The 20,817-nt window shown below is 39.5% G+C and carries 16 protein-coding genes and 1 tRNA gene; 9 read left to right on the top strand and 8 right to left on the bottom strand.

The annotated features are described in order from the left end of the window. Nucleotides 1-98: 98 nt before the first annotated feature. Nucleotides 99-1,268 (top strand): cation diffusion facilitator family transporter, encoded by a 1,170-nt coding sequence (locus tag AL038_RS17950; protein ID WP_062155201.1) that lies wholly within the window; start codon nucleotides 99-101, stop codon nucleotides 1,266-1,268. Between the two features lie 297 nt (nucleotides 1,269-1,565). Beyond that, a complete protein-coding gene (gene glnA / locus AL038_RS17945) occupies nucleotides 1,566-2,975 on the top strand; it encodes a glutamate--ammonia ligase (RefSeq protein ID WP_062155199.1) in 1,410 nt (469 codons plus the stop codon). 183 nt (nucleotides 2,976-3,158) lie between these two features. Here the strand turns inward: glnA and AL038_RS17940 are convergent, their stop codons facing one another. The 3 genes from AL038_RS17940 to AL038_RS18665 all read right to left on the bottom strand — a co-directional run bounded on the left by AL038_RS17940 (nucleotide 3,159) and on the right by AL038_RS18665 (nucleotide 4,934). Continuing rightward, entirely contained in the window at nucleotides 3,159-3,773 is a 615-nt protein-coding gene (locus AL038_RS17940) for a class I SAM-dependent methyltransferase (RefSeq protein ID WP_062155197.1), read from the bottom strand. Between the two features lie 338 nt (nucleotides 3,774-4,111). After that, nucleotides 4,112-4,582, bottom strand: coding sequence for an IS630 family transposase (locus tag AL038_RS18670; RefSeq protein ID WP_106405028.1), 471 nt, complete (start codon nucleotides 4,580-4,582; stop codon nucleotides 4,112-4,114). Continuing rightward, on the bottom strand, nucleotides 4,569-4,934 hold the full coding sequence (locus AL038_RS18665) for an IS630 transposase-related protein (RefSeq protein ID WP_062155195.1): 366 nt from the start codon (nucleotides 4,932-4,934) through the stop codon (nucleotides 4,569-4,571). The genes AL038_RS18670 and AL038_RS18665 overlap by 14 nt, the downstream gene beginning before the upstream one ends. A gap of 154 nt (nucleotides 4,935-5,088) precedes the next feature. On the opposite strand from AL038_RS18665, the gene glgC reads away from it, so the two are divergent. Together glgC and mnmE are read left to right on the top strand one after the other, a co-directional pair. Next, a complete protein-coding gene (gene glgC / locus AL038_RS17925; RefSeq protein WP_062155193.1) occupies nucleotides 5,089-6,360 on the top strand; it encodes a glucose-1-phosphate adenylyltransferase in 1,272 nt (423 codons plus the stop codon). Between the two features lie 21 nt (nucleotides 6,361-6,381). Further along, nucleotides 6,382-7,716 (top strand): tRNA uridine-5-carboxymethylaminomethyl(34) synthesis GTPase MnmE, encoded by a 1,335-nt coding sequence (gene mnmE / locus AL038_RS17920; RefSeq protein WP_062155191.1) that lies wholly within the window; start codon nucleotides 6,382-6,384, stop codon nucleotides 7,714-7,716. Between the two features lie 162 nt (nucleotides 7,717-7,878). Here the strand turns inward: mnmE and AL038_RS17915 are convergent, their stop codons facing one another. Continuing rightward, nucleotides 7,879-9,177 (bottom strand): PP2C family protein-serine/threonine phosphatase, encoded by a 1,299-nt coding sequence (locus AL038_RS17915; RefSeq protein WP_062155189.1) that lies wholly within the window; start codon nucleotides 9,175-9,177, stop codon nucleotides 7,879-7,881. Between the two features lie 352 nt (nucleotides 9,178-9,529). Between AL038_RS17915 and AL038_RS17910 the strand changes: the two genes are divergently transcribed. Beyond that, the gene (locus tag AL038_RS17910) at nucleotides 9,530-10,810 is read left to right on the top strand and encodes an NAD(P)/FAD-dependent oxidoreductase (protein WP_062155187.1); all 1,281 of its coding nucleotides are present in this window, start codon (nucleotides 9,530-9,532) and stop codon (nucleotides 10,808-10,810) included. Between the two features lie 256 nt (nucleotides 10,811-11,066). Then, nucleotides 11,067-13,325, top strand: coding sequence for a TonB-dependent receptor plug domain-containing protein (locus tag AL038_RS17905; protein ID WP_083991586.1), 2,259 nt, complete (start codon nucleotides 11,067-11,069; stop codon nucleotides 13,323-13,325). Nucleotides 13,326-13,435: 110 nt separating this feature from the next. On the opposite strand, the gene glf is transcribed toward AL038_RS17905, so the two are convergent. After that, nucleotides 13,436-14,563, bottom strand: coding sequence for a UDP-galactopyranose mutase (glf, locus tag AL038_RS17900; RefSeq protein WP_062155618.1), 1,128 nt, complete (start codon nucleotides 14,561-14,563; stop codon nucleotides 13,436-13,438). 289 nt (nucleotides 14,564-14,852) lie between these two features. After that, nucleotides 14,853-15,923, bottom strand: coding sequence for an AI-2E family transporter (locus tag AL038_RS17895; RefSeq protein WP_062155181.1), 1,071 nt, complete (start codon nucleotides 15,921-15,923; stop codon nucleotides 14,853-14,855). A 24-nt stretch (nucleotides 15,924-15,947) separates the two neighbouring features. Here AL038_RS17895 and truD point away from each other — a divergent pair, with 24 nt between their 5' ends. Then, entirely contained in the window at nucleotides 15,948-17,000 is a 1,053-nt protein-coding gene (gene truD / locus AL038_RS17890; protein WP_062155179.1) for a tRNA pseudouridine(13) synthase TruD, read from the top strand. A gap of 121 nt (nucleotides 17,001-17,121) precedes the next feature. After that, nucleotides 17,122-17,196: transfer RNA gene (locus tag AL038_RS17885), tRNA-Thr, on the top strand. Between the two features lie 76 nt (nucleotides 17,197-17,272). Here AL038_RS17885 and AL038_RS17880 read toward each other — a convergent pair. Further along, entirely contained in the window at nucleotides 17,273-18,193 is a 921-nt protein-coding gene (locus AL038_RS17880) for a LysR family transcriptional regulator (protein ID WP_062155177.1), read from the bottom strand. 66 nt (nucleotides 18,194-18,259) lie between these two features. Next, nucleotides 18,260-19,003: a DUF8196 domain-containing protein gene (locus tag AL038_RS17875; RefSeq protein ID WP_062155175.1), complete on the bottom strand. Its 744-nt coding sequence runs from the start codon at nucleotides 19,001-19,003 to the stop codon at nucleotides 18,260-18,262. A gap of 200 nt (nucleotides 19,004-19,203) precedes the next feature. Between AL038_RS17875 and aceB the strand changes: the two genes are divergently transcribed. Then, entirely contained in the window at nucleotides 19,204-20,811 is a 1,608-nt protein-coding gene (aceB, locus tag AL038_RS17870) for a malate synthase A (protein ID WP_062155173.1), read from the top strand. Nucleotides 20,812-20,817: the final 6 nt, after the last annotated feature.

Genomic DNA, 20,817 nt, shown 5'->3' with positions numbered 1-20,817 from the left:
TTAGTCACAGAAGTTCTGATTTAGACCGTCTTTCACCCAATCCCTAAAACCGACCGTGTTATCATAACACCCCCGTTTTTACAGATAACGAAATGAATATGGCATACAGCCCAGATTTCCCCCCTACAATTACCGATGATAGCCGTTACAATGCCATTCGCCATGTCACTTGGGTAGGGATTGGGTGTAACTTCATATTAACCATTGCCCAATTACTCATTGGTTGGATAGGACATTCACAAGCGTTAATAGCGGATGGATTGCATACGCTTTCTGACTTACTCAGCGACTTTGTGGTCTTGGTTGCCGCAAAGTACAGCGCGCAAGTTGCTGATGAAAAACACCCTTATGGACATGCTCGCTTTGAAACATTAGCCACCGTGATTGTCGGGATGATGTTAATATTGGTTGGCATGGGCATTTTTGCCGATGGTATTCGCCGCCTACTTACGCCACAACTGTTGTTACAACCCAGCTATTTAACGTTAGCCATTGCATTTATCACCATCTTTAGTAAAGAAGCGTTGTATCACTACACGGTTTACACTGCAAAAAAAGTTAATTCTAAAATGTTGCACGCAAATGCGTGGCATCACCGCAGTGATGCACTCTCTTCCGTTATCGTACTGGTTGGGATTGCCTGTAGTGTTTTTTTAAACCTGCCTGCAACCGATGCACTTGCTGCGATTGGCGTTAGTTTAATGATTATGCACATAGGCTGGTCATTGGGATGGGGGGGGATTGAAGAACTCGTCGATACAGGGCTGGAAAAAACTAAAATAGATCAAATTAAGGCCATTATTAAAACAGTTGATGGCGTACGCACCCTACATGAGCTTAGAACGCGCCAAATGGGTGCAAATGCACTAATAGATGTGCATCTCTTGGTAAATCCAACGATTAGTGTTTCAGAAGGGCATCAAATTGGTGAAGTTGTACGACAAAAGCTCATCACGAACATAGCAGAAATTGCGGATGTTATCGTACATATTGATTCAGAAAATGATATAACACGTCATCCCAATACAGATTTACCGCTCCGTCATGAAATTATCGCAACCCTTCAACAACATTGGCAACCCATTGAATGTCGAAATGCGATTCAGCAAATTACATTACACTATTTATCAAACCGTGTTAATGTAGAAATTTACTTACCTTTTCATGTTATTAATGACATCAATGAAGGGCAAACACTCGCCCAACAGTTTGACGAGTTAGCGGCGGCTGAACCGTATATTCGTAAAGTGCGCGTTTATTTTCATTAAAAATACTTAACTAGCACTTAGTTTGTGCATTGCGACAAATAATACGCGCTATTACAGTGCTTATCTGAAACCAAAACAAACTAATCCATTGTTTATTAAAATAAATACTTACGGCATAAATCCTGCCTACTAAATGCGTTTTTTACATTTTTGTGTTGGATGGATTAGTGTAAAATTGCCAGTGAAAGAGTAAACTTAACGCCTTACCGCGTAGCGCAGTTTTCGGGCTGGTTACGACGACTGACACGCTATAAAAACGCAAAACTTATTTCAGTCCTTACTTGTTAGGAGTCCACTATGGCTGGTGAAAAAACTTTAGGGTTAATTGCAGAACACAATGTTAAATTTGTTGATTTTCGTTTCACAGATACCAAAGGAAAAGAACAACACGTTTCTGTTCCCGCTCAAACAGTCAAAGAAGACTTGTTTGTCGATGGCAAAATGTTTGATGGTTCATCCATTGCGGGTTGGAAAGGGATTAACGAATCTGACATGATTCTCATGCCCGATGACGAGACCGCTGTCATCGACCCCTTTGCCGAAGAAATTATGCTGAACTTGCGTTGCGATATTATTGAGCCTGCAACCATGCAAGGTTATGAGCGCGACCCCCGTTCTTTAGGTAAACGTGCAGAAGCCTACTTAAAATCTACAGGTATTGCAGACACCGCCTTATTTGGTCCTGAAAACGAATTCTTTATTTTTGATGATATTCGTTGGAAATCAGATATCAGTGGTTCTTCTTATCAAATCGACTCCCAAGAAGCTGGTTGGAACTCCGAAAAAGTTTATGGTGATGGCAATTTTGGTCATCGTCCTACAGTCAAAGGCGGTTATTTCCCCGTTCCTCCTGTCGATTCTTTAAATGACATTCGTGCAACAATGTGTTTAGCCTTAGAAGAAATGGGCTTAGTTGTTGAAGTGCATCACCATGAAGTGGCAACTGCTGGTCAATGCGAAATTGGTGTTGGCGCGAATACCTTGGTGAAAAAAGCTGACGAAGTACAAATTCTGAAATATGCCATTCTGAACGTTGCTCATACCTATGGCAAAACCGCAACCTTTATGCCTAAGCCTTTAGTTGGCGACAATGGTAGCGGTATGCACGTTCACCAATCTTTAAGCAAAGATGGTGTGAACTTGTTTGCAGGCGACAAATATGCAGGCTTATCAGACACCGCTTTATATTACATCGGCGGTATCATCAAACATGCTAAAGCCTTAAACGCCTTTACTAATGCGGGTACAAACAGCTATAAACGTTTAGTTCCCGGTTTTGAAGCCCCTGTTATGTTGGCATATTCTGCCCGTAACCGTTCTGCTTCTATCCGTATTCCTTTCGTTTTTAGCCCGAAAGCCCGTCGTATCGAAGTGCGTTTCCCTGATTCTTCAGCCAACCCTTACTTAGCTTTTGCAGCAATGTTAATGGCGGGTATTGATGGGATTCAAAACAAGATACATCCCGGTGAAGCAATGGATAAAGACTTGTATGACTTACCCCCAGAAGAAGAAAAAACCATTCCTAAGGTTTGTCATTCATTAGATATGGCATTAGAAAATCTTGACGCTGACCGTAACTTCTTATTAGCGGGCGGTGTGTTCACTAATGATGTTATTGATGCCTACATTGGTTTAAAAATGCAAGAAGTCACTCGTTTACGGATGACTACACATCCTATCGAGTTTGACATGTACTACAGCTTATAATGAACTGTAGTTGTTGTTAATAAAAACGCGCTGAAGTTATTAATCATTCAGCGCGTTTTTTTATGCGTCAATTTTGATAAAAGTAAGCCAAAAATAATAAGTTAACCCATTTTTATCTGATTTATCCGAAAAGTGTGTGTTATCTTTTTTATATTGATGCAACCCACCACCGTTATGACTTATCTAATCATTGATAGCATGAACCATGCTCCAATAACCAAACAGATTAATCGGCGTTATTTCTTTTACAATCAGTTGATTTTGACTGATAAATGCGTCTAAAGACAAATCTGTTCTAAAGCCTAAAATATGGGAAAATAAAGTTAGAAACCGCTCAAACTGTCTTACCCATATATTTGTATGACTAAAATGATTGACGAAAAAAATATCGCCGTGTGGTTTACAGACCCGTTTAATTTCGGCAACAAACGTTTGTGGGTCAGGCACAACAGATGCGACATACATTGCAACCACTTTATCAAAGGTATTATCTGGAAAACAAAGCAATTGTGCGTCTGCAACCGCAAAGGCAACATTCTCCAATCCATCACGCTCGCTTAAGATTTTGGCCTTACTCAACATGTGCGGTGAAATATCAATCCCAATAATGACCACGTCTGGCGGATATAAAGGTAAAGATAAACCTGTTCCTGCCCCAACTTCTAACACGCTATCGCCTGTTTGACAACGCATCTGTTCTACTGAGCGCATTCGCCCCGGATGAAAAATCCATCCAAATACATGGTCATAAATATTTGCATAACGTTTGTAAGCATTAATAACGGAAGTTCTATCCATCTGATTTTATAAGCCCTGTACATTCACACCTAAAAAAAGGTGTATTTAATAACAACTTCAAATAATTTGAAATTGCCCATCTATAAAGTTCCCTAAAAACAACATTGCCCTGATTTTTGGTGATAAAGAAGGCAATTCCCCTCTTTACCCTTTTTTTAATTCAGACAATTCTCGTGTTAATCCTTTCTTACCCCACATAACAGATATTTTAATTATCTATGTTCCAATGATAAAAAATATCGGCGCGATTTTAACAGTTTTTTCTTTATGGCAGATTAATTCATCTTAAGTAAACAGGAATATAGACCATGATATATAGCAACAGTACTATAAAAAGATTAAATAGAATTCAGTAAAAAGAGCTCATCAATAGAACAATGTTGTTGTTTACGGAGAGTCTTAGCCTGAGCCCATTTATGCTCAATAGGATTTAAATCAGGCGAATAAGGGGGTAAATATTCCAAGAGATGCCCAGCGTCTAAAATAGCCTGCTGAATGTCACTACGTTTATGAAAAGTGGCATTATCCATGACAATGACAGAATTCTGAGGGAGTTTAGGAAGTAAGTCTTGGGTTATCCAAGCGAAAAAGACATCGGAATTAATCGCCCCAGAAACTAAAGAGACGGTTAATAAACAAAAATTGAGCAAAGCCCCGATGACATTAGTACGTCCTTTTGCATTCCAGTCTTGCGTGCCAGAGCAACGTTTGCCGATAGGAGCATAACCAAAACGGCGTGGCATATCATGAGCAAAACCACTTTCATCGATGAAAACAATTTGCCTATCAGATTGTTTATAACAGTTCATTTTGTCTTGGAAGGTTTGCCGTGCTTCGGGGTTGGCTTTGGGATGTTTGAGGGTTTTTTTTACGGCGAATCCCTAGACGTTTTAACGCATGGCGAATCCCGCCTTCCGTAATCCCAAAACGGGCTGCGCGTTCATAATGGTAAGCATCGGGATATAATGCAACATCTTGTTTTAGGGCTTCCATGTCTATTTTAGTTGGTCTGTTACGTGTTCCTTTGGCTTCCAATACTTTGCTCCACCTGACGACGCTTGCGATGGCTATTTGGAAGCGTTTCGCTACCGCTGCTAGGGTGAGATTTTCTTCTTGTTTCACTTTTAATACTTTTTTACGGAAATCTATTGAATAGGTCATTTCTTATTCTCTTTTTAAAATACGGTTACTATAAAGCATAAAAGTGACGTGGTATTACGCTCTACTGCTGGCAGTCTTTGATACACTATGCAGCAACTATTGGCATATCGTCTTTTGCAAATAAAATGAATGAATCACTCAAGGAGAGGCAATAATGTACGTGGAAAAGAAATCCCGTTTTGTTAGCCGACTAACCCGCGATACGCTCGCGTTGATTTTAGCAGGCGGGCGTGGCTCTCGCTTAGGGCCATTGGTTGATTGGAGAGCAAAACCTGCTGTGCCTTTTGGCGGTAAATTTAGAATAGTTGACTTCCCATTATCTAATTGTATTAACTCAGGGATTAATCGTATCGGGGTGACAACCCAATATAAAGCCCATTCATTAATTCGGCATATTCAACGTGGATGGGGATTTTTACGCGGTGAATTTGGTGAGTTTGTCGAACTATTACCAGCACAACAACGGTTAGACAAACCCATGTGGTATTCAGGCACTGCCGATTCGGTTTACCAAAACTTAGATATTATTCGCAGTCATGAGCCAGAATATGTCCTTATTCTCGCGGGCGACCATATTTATAAAATGGATTACGGAACAATGATTGCGCATCATGTCAGTCACAATGCCGATATGACCGTTGGATGCATCGAAGTTCCCTTAGAACTGGCAAAAGGTTTTGGGGTGATGAGCATCGATGAATGTGGCTGGGTGACAAAATTTAAAGAAAAACCAGATATACCCGAACCTTTGCCCAGTGACCCATCACAAGCCCTTGCCTCTATGGGGATTTATCTCTTTAACCGTGCTTTTCTGTCTGAACAATTGGCAGAAGACGCAAAACGGAGCGACTCTAGCCATGATTTTGGGCGCGATATTATTCCGCGCATTATCCAAAGCCATCGGGTGATGGCGTATCCTTTCCGCGATCCTGTCACAAATAAACGGGCGTATTGGCGCGATGTCGGTACTTTAGACTCTTTTTGGGAAGCCAATATGGAATTGGTTGCGGTTGAGCCTGAATTGAATTTATATGATAAAGAATGGCCTATCTGGACATATCAAGAACAACTCCCCTCTGCAAAATTTATTTTTGACGATGAAGGACGGCGCGGCATGGCCATTGACGCGATGGTGTCAGGCGGGTGCATTATTTCGGGCGCGGTGGTTAAACACTCGCTACTGTTTTCTAATGTGCGCGTTAATGAATTTTCCCATGTAGAAGACTGCGTGATACTACCCGATGTAACAATAGGTAAAAATTGCCGTTTACGTAAAACTGTTTTAGATAAAGGCTGTCGGATAGAAGATGGAATCGTGATAGGTGAAAACCGCGAGGAAGATGCTAAACGGTTTTACATCAGCCCAAAAGGCGTTGTATTGGTCACTCCTGACATGTTAGGACAACGGATTCACTCTTCAGTCTAAATGAGAATGAGCTAGTTATTTATGTTAAATCAGTTTGATACGATAGCTGCGATTGCAACACCCGCAGGACGTGGCGGCGTAGGTGTGGTACGTGTGTCTGGGACACTTGTCCCCATGATAGCGCAAGCCATTTTGCACAAAGTGCCTAACCCCCGCTACGCAACCTATAGCCCATTTGTTACTGCACAAAACGCATTAATTGACCAAGGTATTGCCCTCTATTTTCCCGCACCAAACTCATTTACAGGGGAAGCCGTTTTAGAGCTACAAGGACATGGCGGTGCCGTTGTCATGGACCAACTGCTCAGTGCGGTACTTGCGGCAGGCGCGCGCTTAGCCCAACCGGGGGAATTCTCTGAGCGCGCTTTTTTAAACGGTAAAATAGATTTAACCCAAGCTGAAGCCATTGCTGACCTAATAGATAGTGCCTCCGTGCAAGCCATGCGCTCGGCATTGCGTTCATTACAAGGAGAATTTTCGCATAAAATTAATGCCTTGCTAGAACAGTTAATTCTATTAAGAACTTATATTGAAGCAGGTATCGATTTTGTCGACGAAGAAATTGACTTATTAGCCGATGGGCAAGTGCAACAAAAATTAAGCGTGTTAAAACAAACGTTACAAACGATTTTTGCCCAAGCGCAACAAGGTTTTTTACTCAATGAAGGTGTAAAAATCGCGCTGGTTGGTGAGCCAAATGTAGGTAAATCTAGCTTACTCAACTGTTTAGCAGGACGTGAAACCGCGATAGTGACCCCCATTGCAGGGACAACACGCGATATTGTTCGCGACCAAATTCAACTAGATGGTATGCCTTTACACATTATTGATACGGCAGGTCTGCGGGAAACAACGGATATTGTTGAACAAGAAGGCATACGGCGAACCAAATTAGCCTTAGAAGATGCGGACTTAGTTATCTTATTACTGGATGACCGCTATGCAGATGACCAAGCAACGCCCGAACTATTGGCGAGCATTCCATCTGAGCCATTGATTATCCGTAATAAAATTGATTTAAGCAACCATGCGGCAGGGGTGAGTCCTCAAGGAATGGTTTATATTTCAGCCAAAACAGGGGCGGGTGTTGATGCGTTAAAAGACAAATTACGGCAACGTTTAGGTGTACAAACACAAACAGAAGGCACATTCATTGCCCGCCGACGACATTTAGAAGCATTAAAGCGCACACTGATTGCTGTAGAAAATGCGATGGATTGCGTCACTCATTATCAAAATGAATTAGTTGCAGAAGAGTTACGACTCGCTCAACAAGCCTTAGGGGAAATCACGGGAGAATTTACGTCCGATGATTTATTAGGGAAGATTTTTTCCACATTTTGTATTGGGAAGTGAATAGATAGGCTTTACAAGTCTCTGTTAAAAAAGGGTTAGTGATGAGGTAACAAAGATAACGCTTTTTTTGATAAGAAATTAGCTAAATCAGAGTTCTCCGCTTATTAACAAAATAAGTTTTCTACCCCTCTTGATAAATAAATCAAGAGGGTACACAAATAACTATGCTCGCAATGGATGACTATAACCACGCATTTTGACTACGATAAAGGTAATATCATCCACAATTTTGGTTAACCCTACATGTTCTTGAATATCCGCGACAATACTTTGTCTGATTTCCAAAGCGGGCAAATGCCAATTATCACTAATATGTTTACATAAACGCTCAACACCATACGGTTTTCCTTGACTATTTCGTGCTTCCGTCAAGCCGTCTGTGTATAACACAACTCCATCACCGGGGTCTAAATCGCGTTCTAATTTAGTGACAAAATGCGTAATATCGCGCTCGATACCGACTAAAAACCCCATGTCAATCGTATCTATGCGTTCTACCTCGCCTCCCTGATGAACAATCAAGACTTCCTCATGCTGTCCACTTAAACGTAGCTTACCTTTTTGATAATCCATGAATAATAAGCTGAGATTTTTATCAGATTGCATCCGCTTTACATTGTCATAAACGACCTGATTGAGAATGTTAAAGAATATTTTAGGGTCGTCGATATGGCTACTTAATAAGGTTCGCACGGCTGTTTGCACCATTAGCATCACCATTCCGCTTTCTAAACCATGCCCTGTAACATCACCAATACCAATTTTTACCTGTCCTTGTTCTTGTAAAATATCATAATAATCGCCCGCAACTTCTGTTGCAGGTTGCATATAGCTAGCGATATCTAACTCTTCAATTTCATCTAATTCTTCAGGACGTGGTAAAACCATTTGTTGTAATTGCCGACTAACAGCCAGTTCAGCCCCCATACGAACATTTTCTTCAGAAAGCTGCTTGTTTAAATCAGTAATTTCTAAATAAGCAGAACTCAAATCAGCCGTTTTTTCACGTAATGCTTGTTCAGAAAGGCGCAATTTTTCTTCAGAACGAACCCGTTCAGCAATTTCTGCTTGTAAGGCAATATTTGCTTCTGCCAATTTGGCAGGACTTGGGGCTTCTAACGCATAGGGAATGAGAGGCACTAGTAGAAAGATAAACACATAAAAGGAAACACCCGCATTTAACATTCCTAGCCAACCACTTACCCAATAGACAGGATACCAAAAAACTACAATATCAAGGATATGTGTTGTACCACAGACAGCAAAAACAACAAATGTTCCAATTAATAACCATTGGGTTTTACGCGGTAAATCTGTTCGTCCATGCGTAAAATAAACAATTGCACCCGCGACTGCATAATAAGAGAGTGCAGTGATTCCATTACTTAAAACATGTAAAGCTAATAAGTCAGGTAGCCAAGAAATACAATAGCCATGTGGTAAAAAATCGTTTAATAACATGATAAACTCCAATTTTGATAAAGTTACTACTATTTTTTATTTTTAGTTTAAATAGTAGATTATTTTTATATTCAATATAACCCTTTATAAAATAAGTTTTATCTTTAAGTAGGTCTTAAAAAAAGGATGATATATTAATAATATAATGGACTATAAACATGATAATTTCTTATGATTCTATCTATAAACCCAGTTATCATAGGAATAAAGAACTATAAGTAATATATGTACTATTTCATATAAAAACACTAGGGTATTTAATGTAGAATAAAAATCATTTGGAGTTTTTTATAATATTTTGATTATATAGATTTTTTAAGTTAAGTTAATTTTGTTTAGTTGAGGTCTTAACATGGGTAAGCCTGAGCATATTAGTTCTTATTATGTAGCAACAGCGAATCAATCTTTGAATTTTTCACAGTTACAAGATACGTTGGACTGTGATGTATGTATTGTTGGGGGTGGCATCACGGGATGCTCTGCCGCGTTACAGTTAGCAGAACGGGGTTATCAAGTCGTTCTTTTGGAAGGTACGCGCGTGGGATGGGGCGCATCAGGACGTAGTGGTGGGCAGATTTTACAAGGATTTGCTTGCGGTCAAGGTCGTTTAAACCAGTTAGTTGGTGCAGAAGCAGCATTGACGTTGTGGCAGATGTCGTTAGAAGCCATTGAATTATTAAAATATAATATTAAAAAATATGATATTCAATGCGATTTTCAACAGGGTTTGGCTGAGGTTGCAGTTAAACCGCGTCAGTATAAGGAGTTGAAAGCATGGGCTGAGGAAATGCAACGACATTATAACTATCACAGTATGCGGTTTATGGAAAAGGAGGAGTTATGCTCGATTCTTGCGACAAAACGGTATTTAGGTGGTGTTTATGACACCAATGGCGGACATTTGCATCCGCTTAATTATACATTAGGACTGGCAAAAGCCGCTCAGCAAGCAGGTGTAAAAATATTTGAGCAGTCAGCAGTCATACGTGTTACGCAAGGTCAACAACCTGTTGCAGTCACTGCGCAAGGACAGGTACGTTGCCGTCATCTGATTTTAAGTGGCAATGCTTATTTACATCAAATATTGCCTGCTATTGAGGCGAAAGTGATGCCTGTGAGTACTTATATTTTAGCAACCGAACCCTTGGGCAAGACACAGGCGACGCAGTTGATTAGTAATAATATGGCTGTTGCCGATGTCAATTTTGTTTTGGATTACTTTCGTTTATCGGCTGATTGGCGTTTATTATTCGGCGGCGGGGTGAGCTATTCTACGGTTGACCCGATTCATTTAACGCAAACTATGCGCCGTAAAATGCTGAGGGTTTTCCCGCAATTACAAGCGATTAAACCCGCTTTTGCGTGGGGTGGACATGTTGCGATTACGATTAATCGTGCGCCCCATTTTGGTCGTGTGGGCAGTAATGTTTATTTTGCACAGGGTTATTCAGGACATGGATTGGCAATGGCTGGTTTTGCAGGAAAATTAATGGCTGAAGCCCTTGCAGGAACATCTGAACGGTTCGATTTATTCGGCGAAATTCCGCATCATCCATTCCCCGGTGGGCGGTGGTTACGTATGCCCTTGTTGGTATTGGGAACAACCTATTATAAGTTAAAAGATTTATTTTAAGTTGGTTGTTTAAATTCCATACATTTAATATGGGTATATCACCTGATAGTATTGTGTTATTCGTTCATTTATTGTTGCGTTAATGGCACACAAAATGAATGTTATACGTCATCCTCCATATAGTAATCGCTATTAATTGTATGAATTTATATTTCTTTTTCTTTATCACGCTAACAGTGTGAATGAAGTTTTTATTCAAAATCAATAATAAGTTGTTTTAGGTAGATTGGTAAGTGCAAAACTAGGATTTTCTACAATGTTTTCCAAGACTAACAGTATAAAAACAATAGCAAGTTTGCTTATCTTAGGATGTAGTCCTTGTGTGTTATCTAATAATGTTTTAGAAGCACGAGAGCTATTAGATTTGAGTTTAAGCGAACTAATGGACATTAAAATCAATGCTGCATCAGGCATTGAGGAAACAATTGCTAATGCACCTGCTGCAATGATAGTCATTTCTGCTCAGGATATTGAAAAGCGCGGGTATAGCAGTTTAGATGAAATTTTATATGATTTGCCCGGATTTGATGTCGTTAAGATAGGTGCAGCAGTCAGTGTAAATGCCTATCAGCGTGGTTATAGAACACCATCGACGCAACGTACTTTATTCATGGTAAATGGTATTGTTGATAATACGCTGTGGGGACAAATAGCTAATATTTCAACACAATATCCTTTATCTATTATTGAGCGTGTCGAGGTTTTATATGGTCCTAGCAGTGTTGTTTATGGGGCAAATGCGTTTTTAGGGGTCATTAACGTTGTTACAAAACAAGCGAGTTCTTTGGAAGCGGGTGAATCTTTCGCGAATGCAACGGTTCGTTATGGTAGCTACAATAATAAACGGGTTGAGTTTGCAGCAGGTGGAACTTATAAGCAGTTGAAATTTACCCTTTCAGGTACGTTAGGTAGCAGTGATGAGGCAGGGCTTGATGATTTTCCTAAACAGTGGGGTTTTACCAGTAATGAATTGTTAAGTAATCAAAATACATGGGGAAGTATTACCAGTCTTTCTAATGATGGTAAATCGCTGGGTAGTTATTATGACCCTTCAGATTCATGGGGAATTATTGGTGACATCAATTATGGTGCATTTACATTAGGGACTATGTTGTGGCAAACCAAAACATCCTTTGGAGCAGCATACGCCAATGATTATGTACAAACTAATGTCCCTTGGTACACTTCATCTTCACAATTTTATTTAAAACATAATGATAAATTCACGGATAGTTTAAACATCACCTCTTTAGCTTTGTTCCGTAGGAGTAATACATGGGGGCAATGGGCAGAGGCTATCCCTGACAGGACGGATACAAACTATTCTTATTTAAGTTATTCCGATTGGAATTCAGAAAGCGAAAGTTTTCTTTTAAAACAAGACTATGATTATACATTAAGCAACACATGGCGGATGACAGGGGGCGTTAAGTATGAAAATAAACGTCTCACTAAAGCCTATGATGTTTGTTCTTATTGGATAAGTTCTTATTGTTCTAGCTCTGATGGGGAAGATTCAGGCCCTTATGGTTTGGGTGAAGGGGTTTTTTATAGCACAGATCCCACCCCAGTGATTGCGGATGGAACTGCCGCCGACGTGCCAGAAGATGACCGCATGACAACGGTGGACAAAGGTATTTATCTACAAGGTATTTGGGATAAAGACGCTTGGCGATTAAATGCAGGTGTACGATACGACCATAATAGTTTGTATGGTAGCACTATCAATCCGCGTGCATCGGCAATTTATCGTTGGTCAGATAAACTCTCATTTAAATTCTTAAATGGCTATGCTTTTCAAGAGCCTGCACCCCAACAAGTTTGGGGCGGATGGAGTGGACGTTTAAGCAATCCTAATTTAGTGCCTGAAGAAGTGAAAAATTATGAATTTATCACGCTTTATCAAATGGATAACTGGTTACATGACGTGTCTTTATATTATGCTAACTATAAAAACGTGATTAAGGAAGAAGCTGAAAATGCGGGTGAACGGGATGTTTATGGATTGGAATATCGTGGACGTTACTCCTTCCCTAACTTTATACAAGCTCCTGATATAACAGGCTATGTCTATTATACCTATACCGAAGCACGCAGTAGCATTCACTATGACCATGATTTGCAAGACTGGGTAGAGGGAGAGGCAGATGTTGGTGATATTGCCCCCCATAAACTGAATTTTGGATTAAATTTCCCCTTGAACGAAAAATGGTTTATTGATACGCGGATTAACTATGTGAGTAGTCGTGAACTTTACTCACGTAATGCCTTAACACCATTAGGGATTAAAGCAGAAGACTACACCCTAGTACATTTGAATATTGGTTATAAAAACAAGCCATTTTCTGCTTCTTTTAAAATCAATAACTTATTTGATAAAGGTTATTTAGTTCCCGGTTTTGAACAAGCCGATTCAGGCAATGATTTTAGCCAACGCAGTGCTGGTTTTCGTAACTCTTTAATTCCGCAAGAAGGGAGAAGTTTTATGCTAACGTTGCGCTGGGATTGGTTATAAACAAACGCTGAGTAAAGCGCGTTGATACAGTCGCCTAACGGATACCCGCATTTAATGTGGTATCCGTTAGTAATAGGTAATATTTTATAAACAATGGTTTATAATAAGCTTTATGCTTGACAAATCACTTTATCAAATAAACTTAAAGCTCGTGCAATTGCCTGATCCATGTTGTAATACTGATAATCCGCCAACCGCCCCGCAAACAAAACTTTTCCCGCTAACTTCTGCGCTTCAGCCTCATATTCTTTATATAACAACCGATACTCATCTTTAGGAATAGGGTAATAAGGAATATTTTTTCCCCTAACATAAACCTGTGGATATTCCTCCACATAGCTTGTGCCAAAACTACGTTGTCCTGTTAAGTGTTTAAATTCAGTTATTCGCGTGTAATGGTATTCATTAGGGTAATTCACCGTCCCTACAGCCTGATATTGCTCTACAGGGGTATGAATAAAATTAAAATGCAAACTGCGGTAAGGTAATTCACCATGTATATGCTGGAAGAAATCATCAATTGCCCCAGTATAAATCATTCGTTTATATTGAATTTCGCCTTCAATATCGCTCAATGTCGTGTTTAATAACACTTTGATATTCGGGTGATTCAACATATTACGGAATAGTGGGGTATAACCATTTTTTGGCAAGCCCTGATAGGTATCTTGAAAATAACGGTCATCACGACTGATATAAATAGGCACTCGGGCAGTAACTGAAGGAGCAAGTTCTTCAGGTGTTAAATTCCACTGTTTTAATGTATAGCTATGAAAAACATTGCGATAGATATAATCCGCCAAAAATTTTAAATCTTCACTGGGAGCAGACTCCCGAATTTTTAAAATAGGAACTTTAACATTAAATCCATACTCAGATAACAATGCCTGCTCTAATTTTGCCGCATACTGTGGGGGGAATAAGGAATATAACGAGTTGAGATTAAAGGGAATCGGCACAGATTTCCCGTCAACAACCCCCAAAACATGATGATAATAACTACGCCATTGCGTAAATTGGGCGAGATAATCCCAAACATGTTTGGCATTTGTATGAAAAATATGTGGTCCATACTGGTGAACTAATACGCCCTGTTCATCATGATAATCATAAGCATTGCCACCAATATGGTCGCGTTGTTCGACGATTAATACCTTCTGCTTTAATTGGCTAGCAATACGTTCTGCTAACACTGCACCTGTAAACCCCGCCCCAACAATTAACCAATCAACCTGCATAATAACCCCCATGTGCCTTATTTATTGAATCTATCAAACCTTACATCATTTTCACGCTTAGAATTGTATCAGTCTCGATTCCAAAAATGGTAACAGGTTTTGGTAATGGGTGATGTTAAGATGAAAAAGATTCCCATCTAAAAAAAATAGTGCCAAACAGAAAAGGACAAAGACTAATGATTGTCTAAATCAGGATTCTTCACATCAATGGGTAAAAATTCTTTGATAACGCTATTAGTTTTGAGAATCTTGATTCAAACCGTCTTTTATTCAAGAAAATAACTTATCCTTACTTCGGCATTACCGCAATTTTTTCTTTGTGCCGTATGCGTATATAGCCATTTTCGGATAATAAAATAGCCAATGGTCTGGTTTTTGGAAAATAAGTAAATACAATCATTACAATTACCATAATAGGCACGCATAAAAACATTCCAACCACCCCCCATAAACTCCCCCAAATAGCAAGGGAAAATAAAATAACCAACGGACTTAAATTTAATGAACTGCCCATCATTTTCGGCTCAAGAAAATTACCAATTAGAAACTGAGTTGTTCCTAATGAACTAATAATAATGATAAAAGGATAAAACGTATCAAACTGTACCAAGGCGAGTAAAGAAGGAAATATGGTCGCAATGATAGAGCCAACATTAGGGATAAAATTCAGGAAAAAAATCAAAATAGCCCAGAAAGCGGCAAAATCAACACCAACCCCCCACATAATAAAAAAACTGATGACCGCTGTCAGAATACTCATCAAGGTTTTTACACCAATATAAGTTTTAATGTCTTCATCTATTTGGCATAAAATCCGTTCTACGGTACTTTCCTGTTCTGGCTCAGCGGACAATAATACTTTTAACTTTTGGTAGAAGGTTTTTTCCTCTAAAAAAAGAAAAATAACGTATAATAAGATAATTCCCGTATTACCCGCTAAATTGGTTAGCGAAATAGCCAAGGTAGAAATAAGCTGTGGAATATTGATACTATCTTTAAAGTTAGCAAGATTAGGTAATTGTTCCACACCCACTAGGGCGAATAAACGAAGTAATAATTTTTCAAAATTTGCTTGGTAAATAGGTGAAACTGTAATAACTTTATCAATATTACTACTAATTAATTGCACAAATATCCAAAAAAATACTAAAAAAGTCAAAATAGACAGAAAAAAGCATACTGTTAAAGGGAGTTGCCACTGTCTAAATTGTAATAAATGATAACCATCCGCTAAAGCATCAATAAGATACCAAATAGCGATTGCAATCAATAAAGGCATCAAAATTGATTCGCCAACTTTAATCAAATAAAAAAACAGCACCAGTAAAAATAACCATAAAGCAATCGGTTGTAAACGCATAACTTTTCCTTTTTTAACGACACAATGATACCAATAACACTCCCAGATTTTGCCTACATTTTAGGCGCGCCCACCATAACGGCTGATGTACGGACTTATCCCGAAGATTTTCAGGTAGTAGAAACCTTAAGTTTTGAGCCAACTGGAACAGGGGAACATGTTTTTTTACAAATTCGCAAGCGCGATACCAATACGGATTGGTTAGCACGACAGCTAGCACAGTTTGCGAATGTTAAACCACATGAAGTTAGTTATGCGGGTTTAAAAGACCGTCATGCAGTAACAACGCAATGGTTTAGCATACAACTGGCGGGTAAAATAGCTCCCGATTGGCAAACATTAAATAGTGATACGATTCAAGTTGTACAGCAAACACGTCATAGCCGTAAACTACGGCGTGGTGCGTTGCGTGATAATCAATTTATTCTTTGTTTACGAAATGTTACAGGTAATCATGCTACCTTAGAACAACGCTTGACATACCTTGCACAACACGGTGTTCCCAATTATTTTGGTGAACAACGTTTTGGACACAATCATAATAATTTGCAAGCGGCCGAGCAGATTCTCGTTGCACAAGCCATTATAAAAGACCGTCATCAACGAAGTTTATATTTATCAGCGGCACGGTCTTTCTTATTCAATCGTATTTTGTCAGAAAGAGTAACACAAGGCTCATGGAATCAGGCTATTAATGGTGATGTAATGCAGTTAGCAGGCTCGCATTCAGTTTTTCCAATTACGAATATTGATGATGAAATTCAACGTCGTCTTACTTGTTTTGACATTCACCCCGCCGCGCCATTATGGGGAAAAGGGGAAAATTTAGCCTCTTTAGACGCACTGGCGTTGATGCAAACAATTTTATCTGCTCATCAAGGCTGGTGTGAGGGTTTAATTCGTGAGGGTTTAGAACTTGAATGGCGTAGCTTGCGCTTGATAGTGGAAAATTTACAATGGACATGGTTAAGTGAAACCTCACTGCAATTGGCGTTTCATCTGCCCGCAGGTGCGTATGCAACCACTGTTTTACGCGAGTTGGTGAAAACGACCGAGTTTACACGCCATGTTATGTAATATATTGAGATATAAAAATTTACTTAAAAACAATATATAATTTATTTGGAATAAGATAAATTCCTCTTCACAACGAAAAAAAAGATTGATATACTGCGCAACTTCAAAACGTCGTCAAATTGCCGATATAGCACAGCGGTAGTGCAACTGATTTGTAATCAGTAGGTCGGGGGTTCAAGTCCCTCTATCGGCACCAGTTTTTATTCCCTCTTTTTAAAAACCTACCTATTTTTCCCAGAATATTCGTGTTTAGAACAAATGTTGGTTTATTTTTATAAATCCCGCTTGAAGAAATCGGCATCCATCATTTCAATAAAGCGTTTTGCACCGGGGGATAAAAATTTACCGCGTCGTAAAATTACACCATAACTGCGTTTAGGAAAATATTGTTCTAATGATAAGACTTCTACAGGGTCATCTGGCATTAAACAAATGCTGGTAACAATCGAAATTCCTAACCCCAACGCCACGTATTTTTTAATGACTTCCCAGCCACCCGCTTCTAGGGTTACTTTGTAATCCAAATTATGTTGTTGAAAAACCATTTTTACCATACGCCATGTGCTTAAATGTCGTGGGGGTAAAATTAAACCGTATTGGCTGATGTCTTCTAACCGAAAATCAGGCTTTTGCGCAAGTGGGTGATTTTTTGGTGTAATTAAAACAGTATCATAGTAATAAATCGGGAAATACATAATATCATCGGGTATATCTAAAAACGAGCCAACCGCGAAATCAACCTCATTTGCCCGCAACAACGCCATACCATCGCGCCCTGTGACATTATGCAAGCGTAAACGAATGCCGGGATAGGCACTTGCAAAGCGTTTCATTACATCAGGCAAAATGTATAAAATAGTCGATTCACCCGCTGTAATATTCAGCTCACCCGACTCTAAATTTCCGCGTCTGACAGCAAAAGATTCTGTTAAAGAATCAATACCTTCAACTAAAGGCGTTGCCAACTCATATAAAATTTTACCTTCGGGTGTTAATTCAATAGAAGGTCCACGCCGTTCAAATAGTGAAATATCTAACTCACGCTCTAAGGCTTTTATTTGTAAAGAAACAGAGGGTTGACTTAAGAATAAACGGTCAGCGGCTTTAGAAATACTGCCCGTTTGAGCTGCATGACAGAAAGCACGCAATTGTTTTAATCGATTTTGTTTATAGTAAAAACGCTCGTTTGACATAACACACCTTATTTTATTGAAATTATCGCGCGTTATTAAATAACAGATTGCTTATCAACAAGCCTTCTACCATGCTTTGGGTTGGAATTGGGTATCATTAAGCATTACGGCTGTATCATGTTTTTGAGTAATAACAAAAAAACCTTTGCGGTACGCATATTTTGCCACATTATCAGGAATGACCATGCCAGCAACTGCGCCAAAAACTTTGCTATCTTGGTATTTGGGAAATAACGGTTTAAATTTTTCCAATCGTGCTATATGTTCATCAATATCATCCTGACTTAAATGACTTTTAACTTCAACTAATACACAACAATCACCATTGGTAGCTAATAAATCAATTTGCATCGCAAGACCTAATTGCGGATTATCTGCTTCTACATCTCGACTGACGACATGCACATCAATACCGCGTGCTTGAAGCAAGGGAACGACATTAGGCTTAATTAACCCTTCAACAAACTCTCCTAACCGATTGCTTAATGAGCCGATTTTTTTATCTAACTCACGGGAACGTTTTTCTGCTGCTTGTGCGTAGGTGTTTAATAACTTTTCTGTTTCTTGAAAACGATGCGCTGTTTCTTGAAATTTACGATCCGTTTCTTGAAATTTAAGGTCAGTCTCAAGAAACTTACGGTCTGTTTCTTGAAAACGACGAGCTGTTTCAAGAAATTTGCGGTCGGTTTCAAGAAATTTGCGGTCAGTTTCTTGAAACTTACGGTCGGTTTCTTGCGTTTGATAACGGAGTTCTTGAAGCTGTCGACTGGTTTCCCGAAATAATTCCCAGATTTCTTGTGCATCAGACATTGAAAAATTCCTTGTAAATACTTGGTCGCTATACTTTATGTCAAATAGATATAATTTTTTAGCGATTTACTATTAACATAGACAATAGTATATATTAAAATATTTGGCTTACCAATTGTTGCAATGCAACGTAAAAATCAGTTCTAATTATAGACCCATTACTCAAACGTAGCTAAACACGTCCAGAGGGATAAATTACGATGTCAACACAACCTGTGTCACTGCATACGCCTGATTTAACAATCACTGCTCCCATTAAAGCAGAGTTTGCCTCTGTATTAACAGCAGAAGCAGTCGCGTTTGTAGCAGACTTAGTAAAACACTTTGGTGCACGACGTGAAGCACTTTTAGCAAAACGGGTTGAGCGGCAAAAACAATTAGAAGCAGGCATTATGCCTGATTTCCTGCCTGAAACTAAGCATATTCGCGATGGTAATTGGCAAGTTGGCGCAACCCCCGCCGATTTACAAGACCGCCGCGTCGAGATTACAGGACCTGTTGACCGCAAAATGGTCATCAATGCACTGAACTCAGGCGCGAAAGTGTTCATGGCAGATTTTGAAGATGCACAAAGCCCTACTTGGGAAGGATTATTGGAAGGGCACATTAACCTACGTGATGCCTTAGACAAGACCATTTCCTACACCAGCCCAGAAGGCAAACAGTATCAATTAAACGACACTATAGCGACCCTATTAGTGCGTCCTCGTGGTTGGCATTTAGAAGAAAAACACGTGTTATTTGAAGGTAAACCTATTTCTGGTTCACTTTTTGATTTCGGGTTGTATTTCTTCCACAATGCGAAACGTGCCTTAAGCAAAGGTACAGGACCTTATTTCTATTTACCTAAATTAGAAAGTCATTTAGAAGCCCGTTTATGGAATGACGTATTTGATTACGCTCAAGATAAACTCGGCTTACCTCGTGGCACTATCAAAGCCACTGTTTTGATTGAAACCATTTTAGCATCCTTCGAAATGGACGAAATTCTGTATGAATTGCGTAATCATTGCGTTGGGTTAAATTGTGGTCGTTGGGACTATATATTCAGCTTCATCAAAAAATTCTGCAAAAATCCAGAATTTGTCTTACCTGATAGAAGCGAAGTCACCATGACCAGTCACTTCTTACGTTCTTACTCACAACTGTTGATTAAAACCTGTCACCGTCGCGGTGCACATGCGATGGGCGGGATGGCGGCACAAATTCCCATTAAGAATGACCCCGCTGCTAATGATGCAGCCATTGCAAAAGTGTTAGCCGATAAAGAACGGGAAGCAAGTGATGGACATGATGGCACATGGGTTGCACATCCTGCACTGGTTCCGATTGCAATGGATGTATTTAACAAATACATGCCTAACGCCAATCAAAAGAATAAACTGCGTGAAGAAGTCAACGTTACTGCACAAGATTTACTCCAAGTTCCGACAGGGAATATCACTGAAAAAGGCTTACGTAACAACGTCAGCGCAGCACTTCAATACATGGAAGCATGGTTAGGCGGTAATGGTTGTGTGCCTATCAACAATTTAATGGAAGATGCAGCAACCGCTGAAATCGCCCGCGCCCAGTTGTGGCAGTGGGTACGTTATCCGAAAGGTATTTTAAATGACGGTCGCAAAGTGACCGCCGAGTTGATGAAACAAGTGATACAGGAGGAACTCGATATTATCCGTGCTCAAGTGGGTGAACAGCGCCAAAAGGCTGGTCATTACGCGCTAGCTGCGGAATTACTCGCGAAAATTGTGACAGAAGAGACGTTTGCAGAATTTTTGACTTTGGTCGCTTACGAATATTTACCTTAAATCGAG

Source organism: Beggiatoa leptomitoformis (genome assembly GCF_001305575.3).
GTDB lineage: Bacteria > Pseudomonadota > Gammaproteobacteria > Beggiatoales > Beggiatoaceae > Beggiatoa > Beggiatoa leptomitoformis.
Note: the sequence above shows the minus strand (reverse complement) of the source record. Positions and strands in the feature narration are given on the sequence as shown.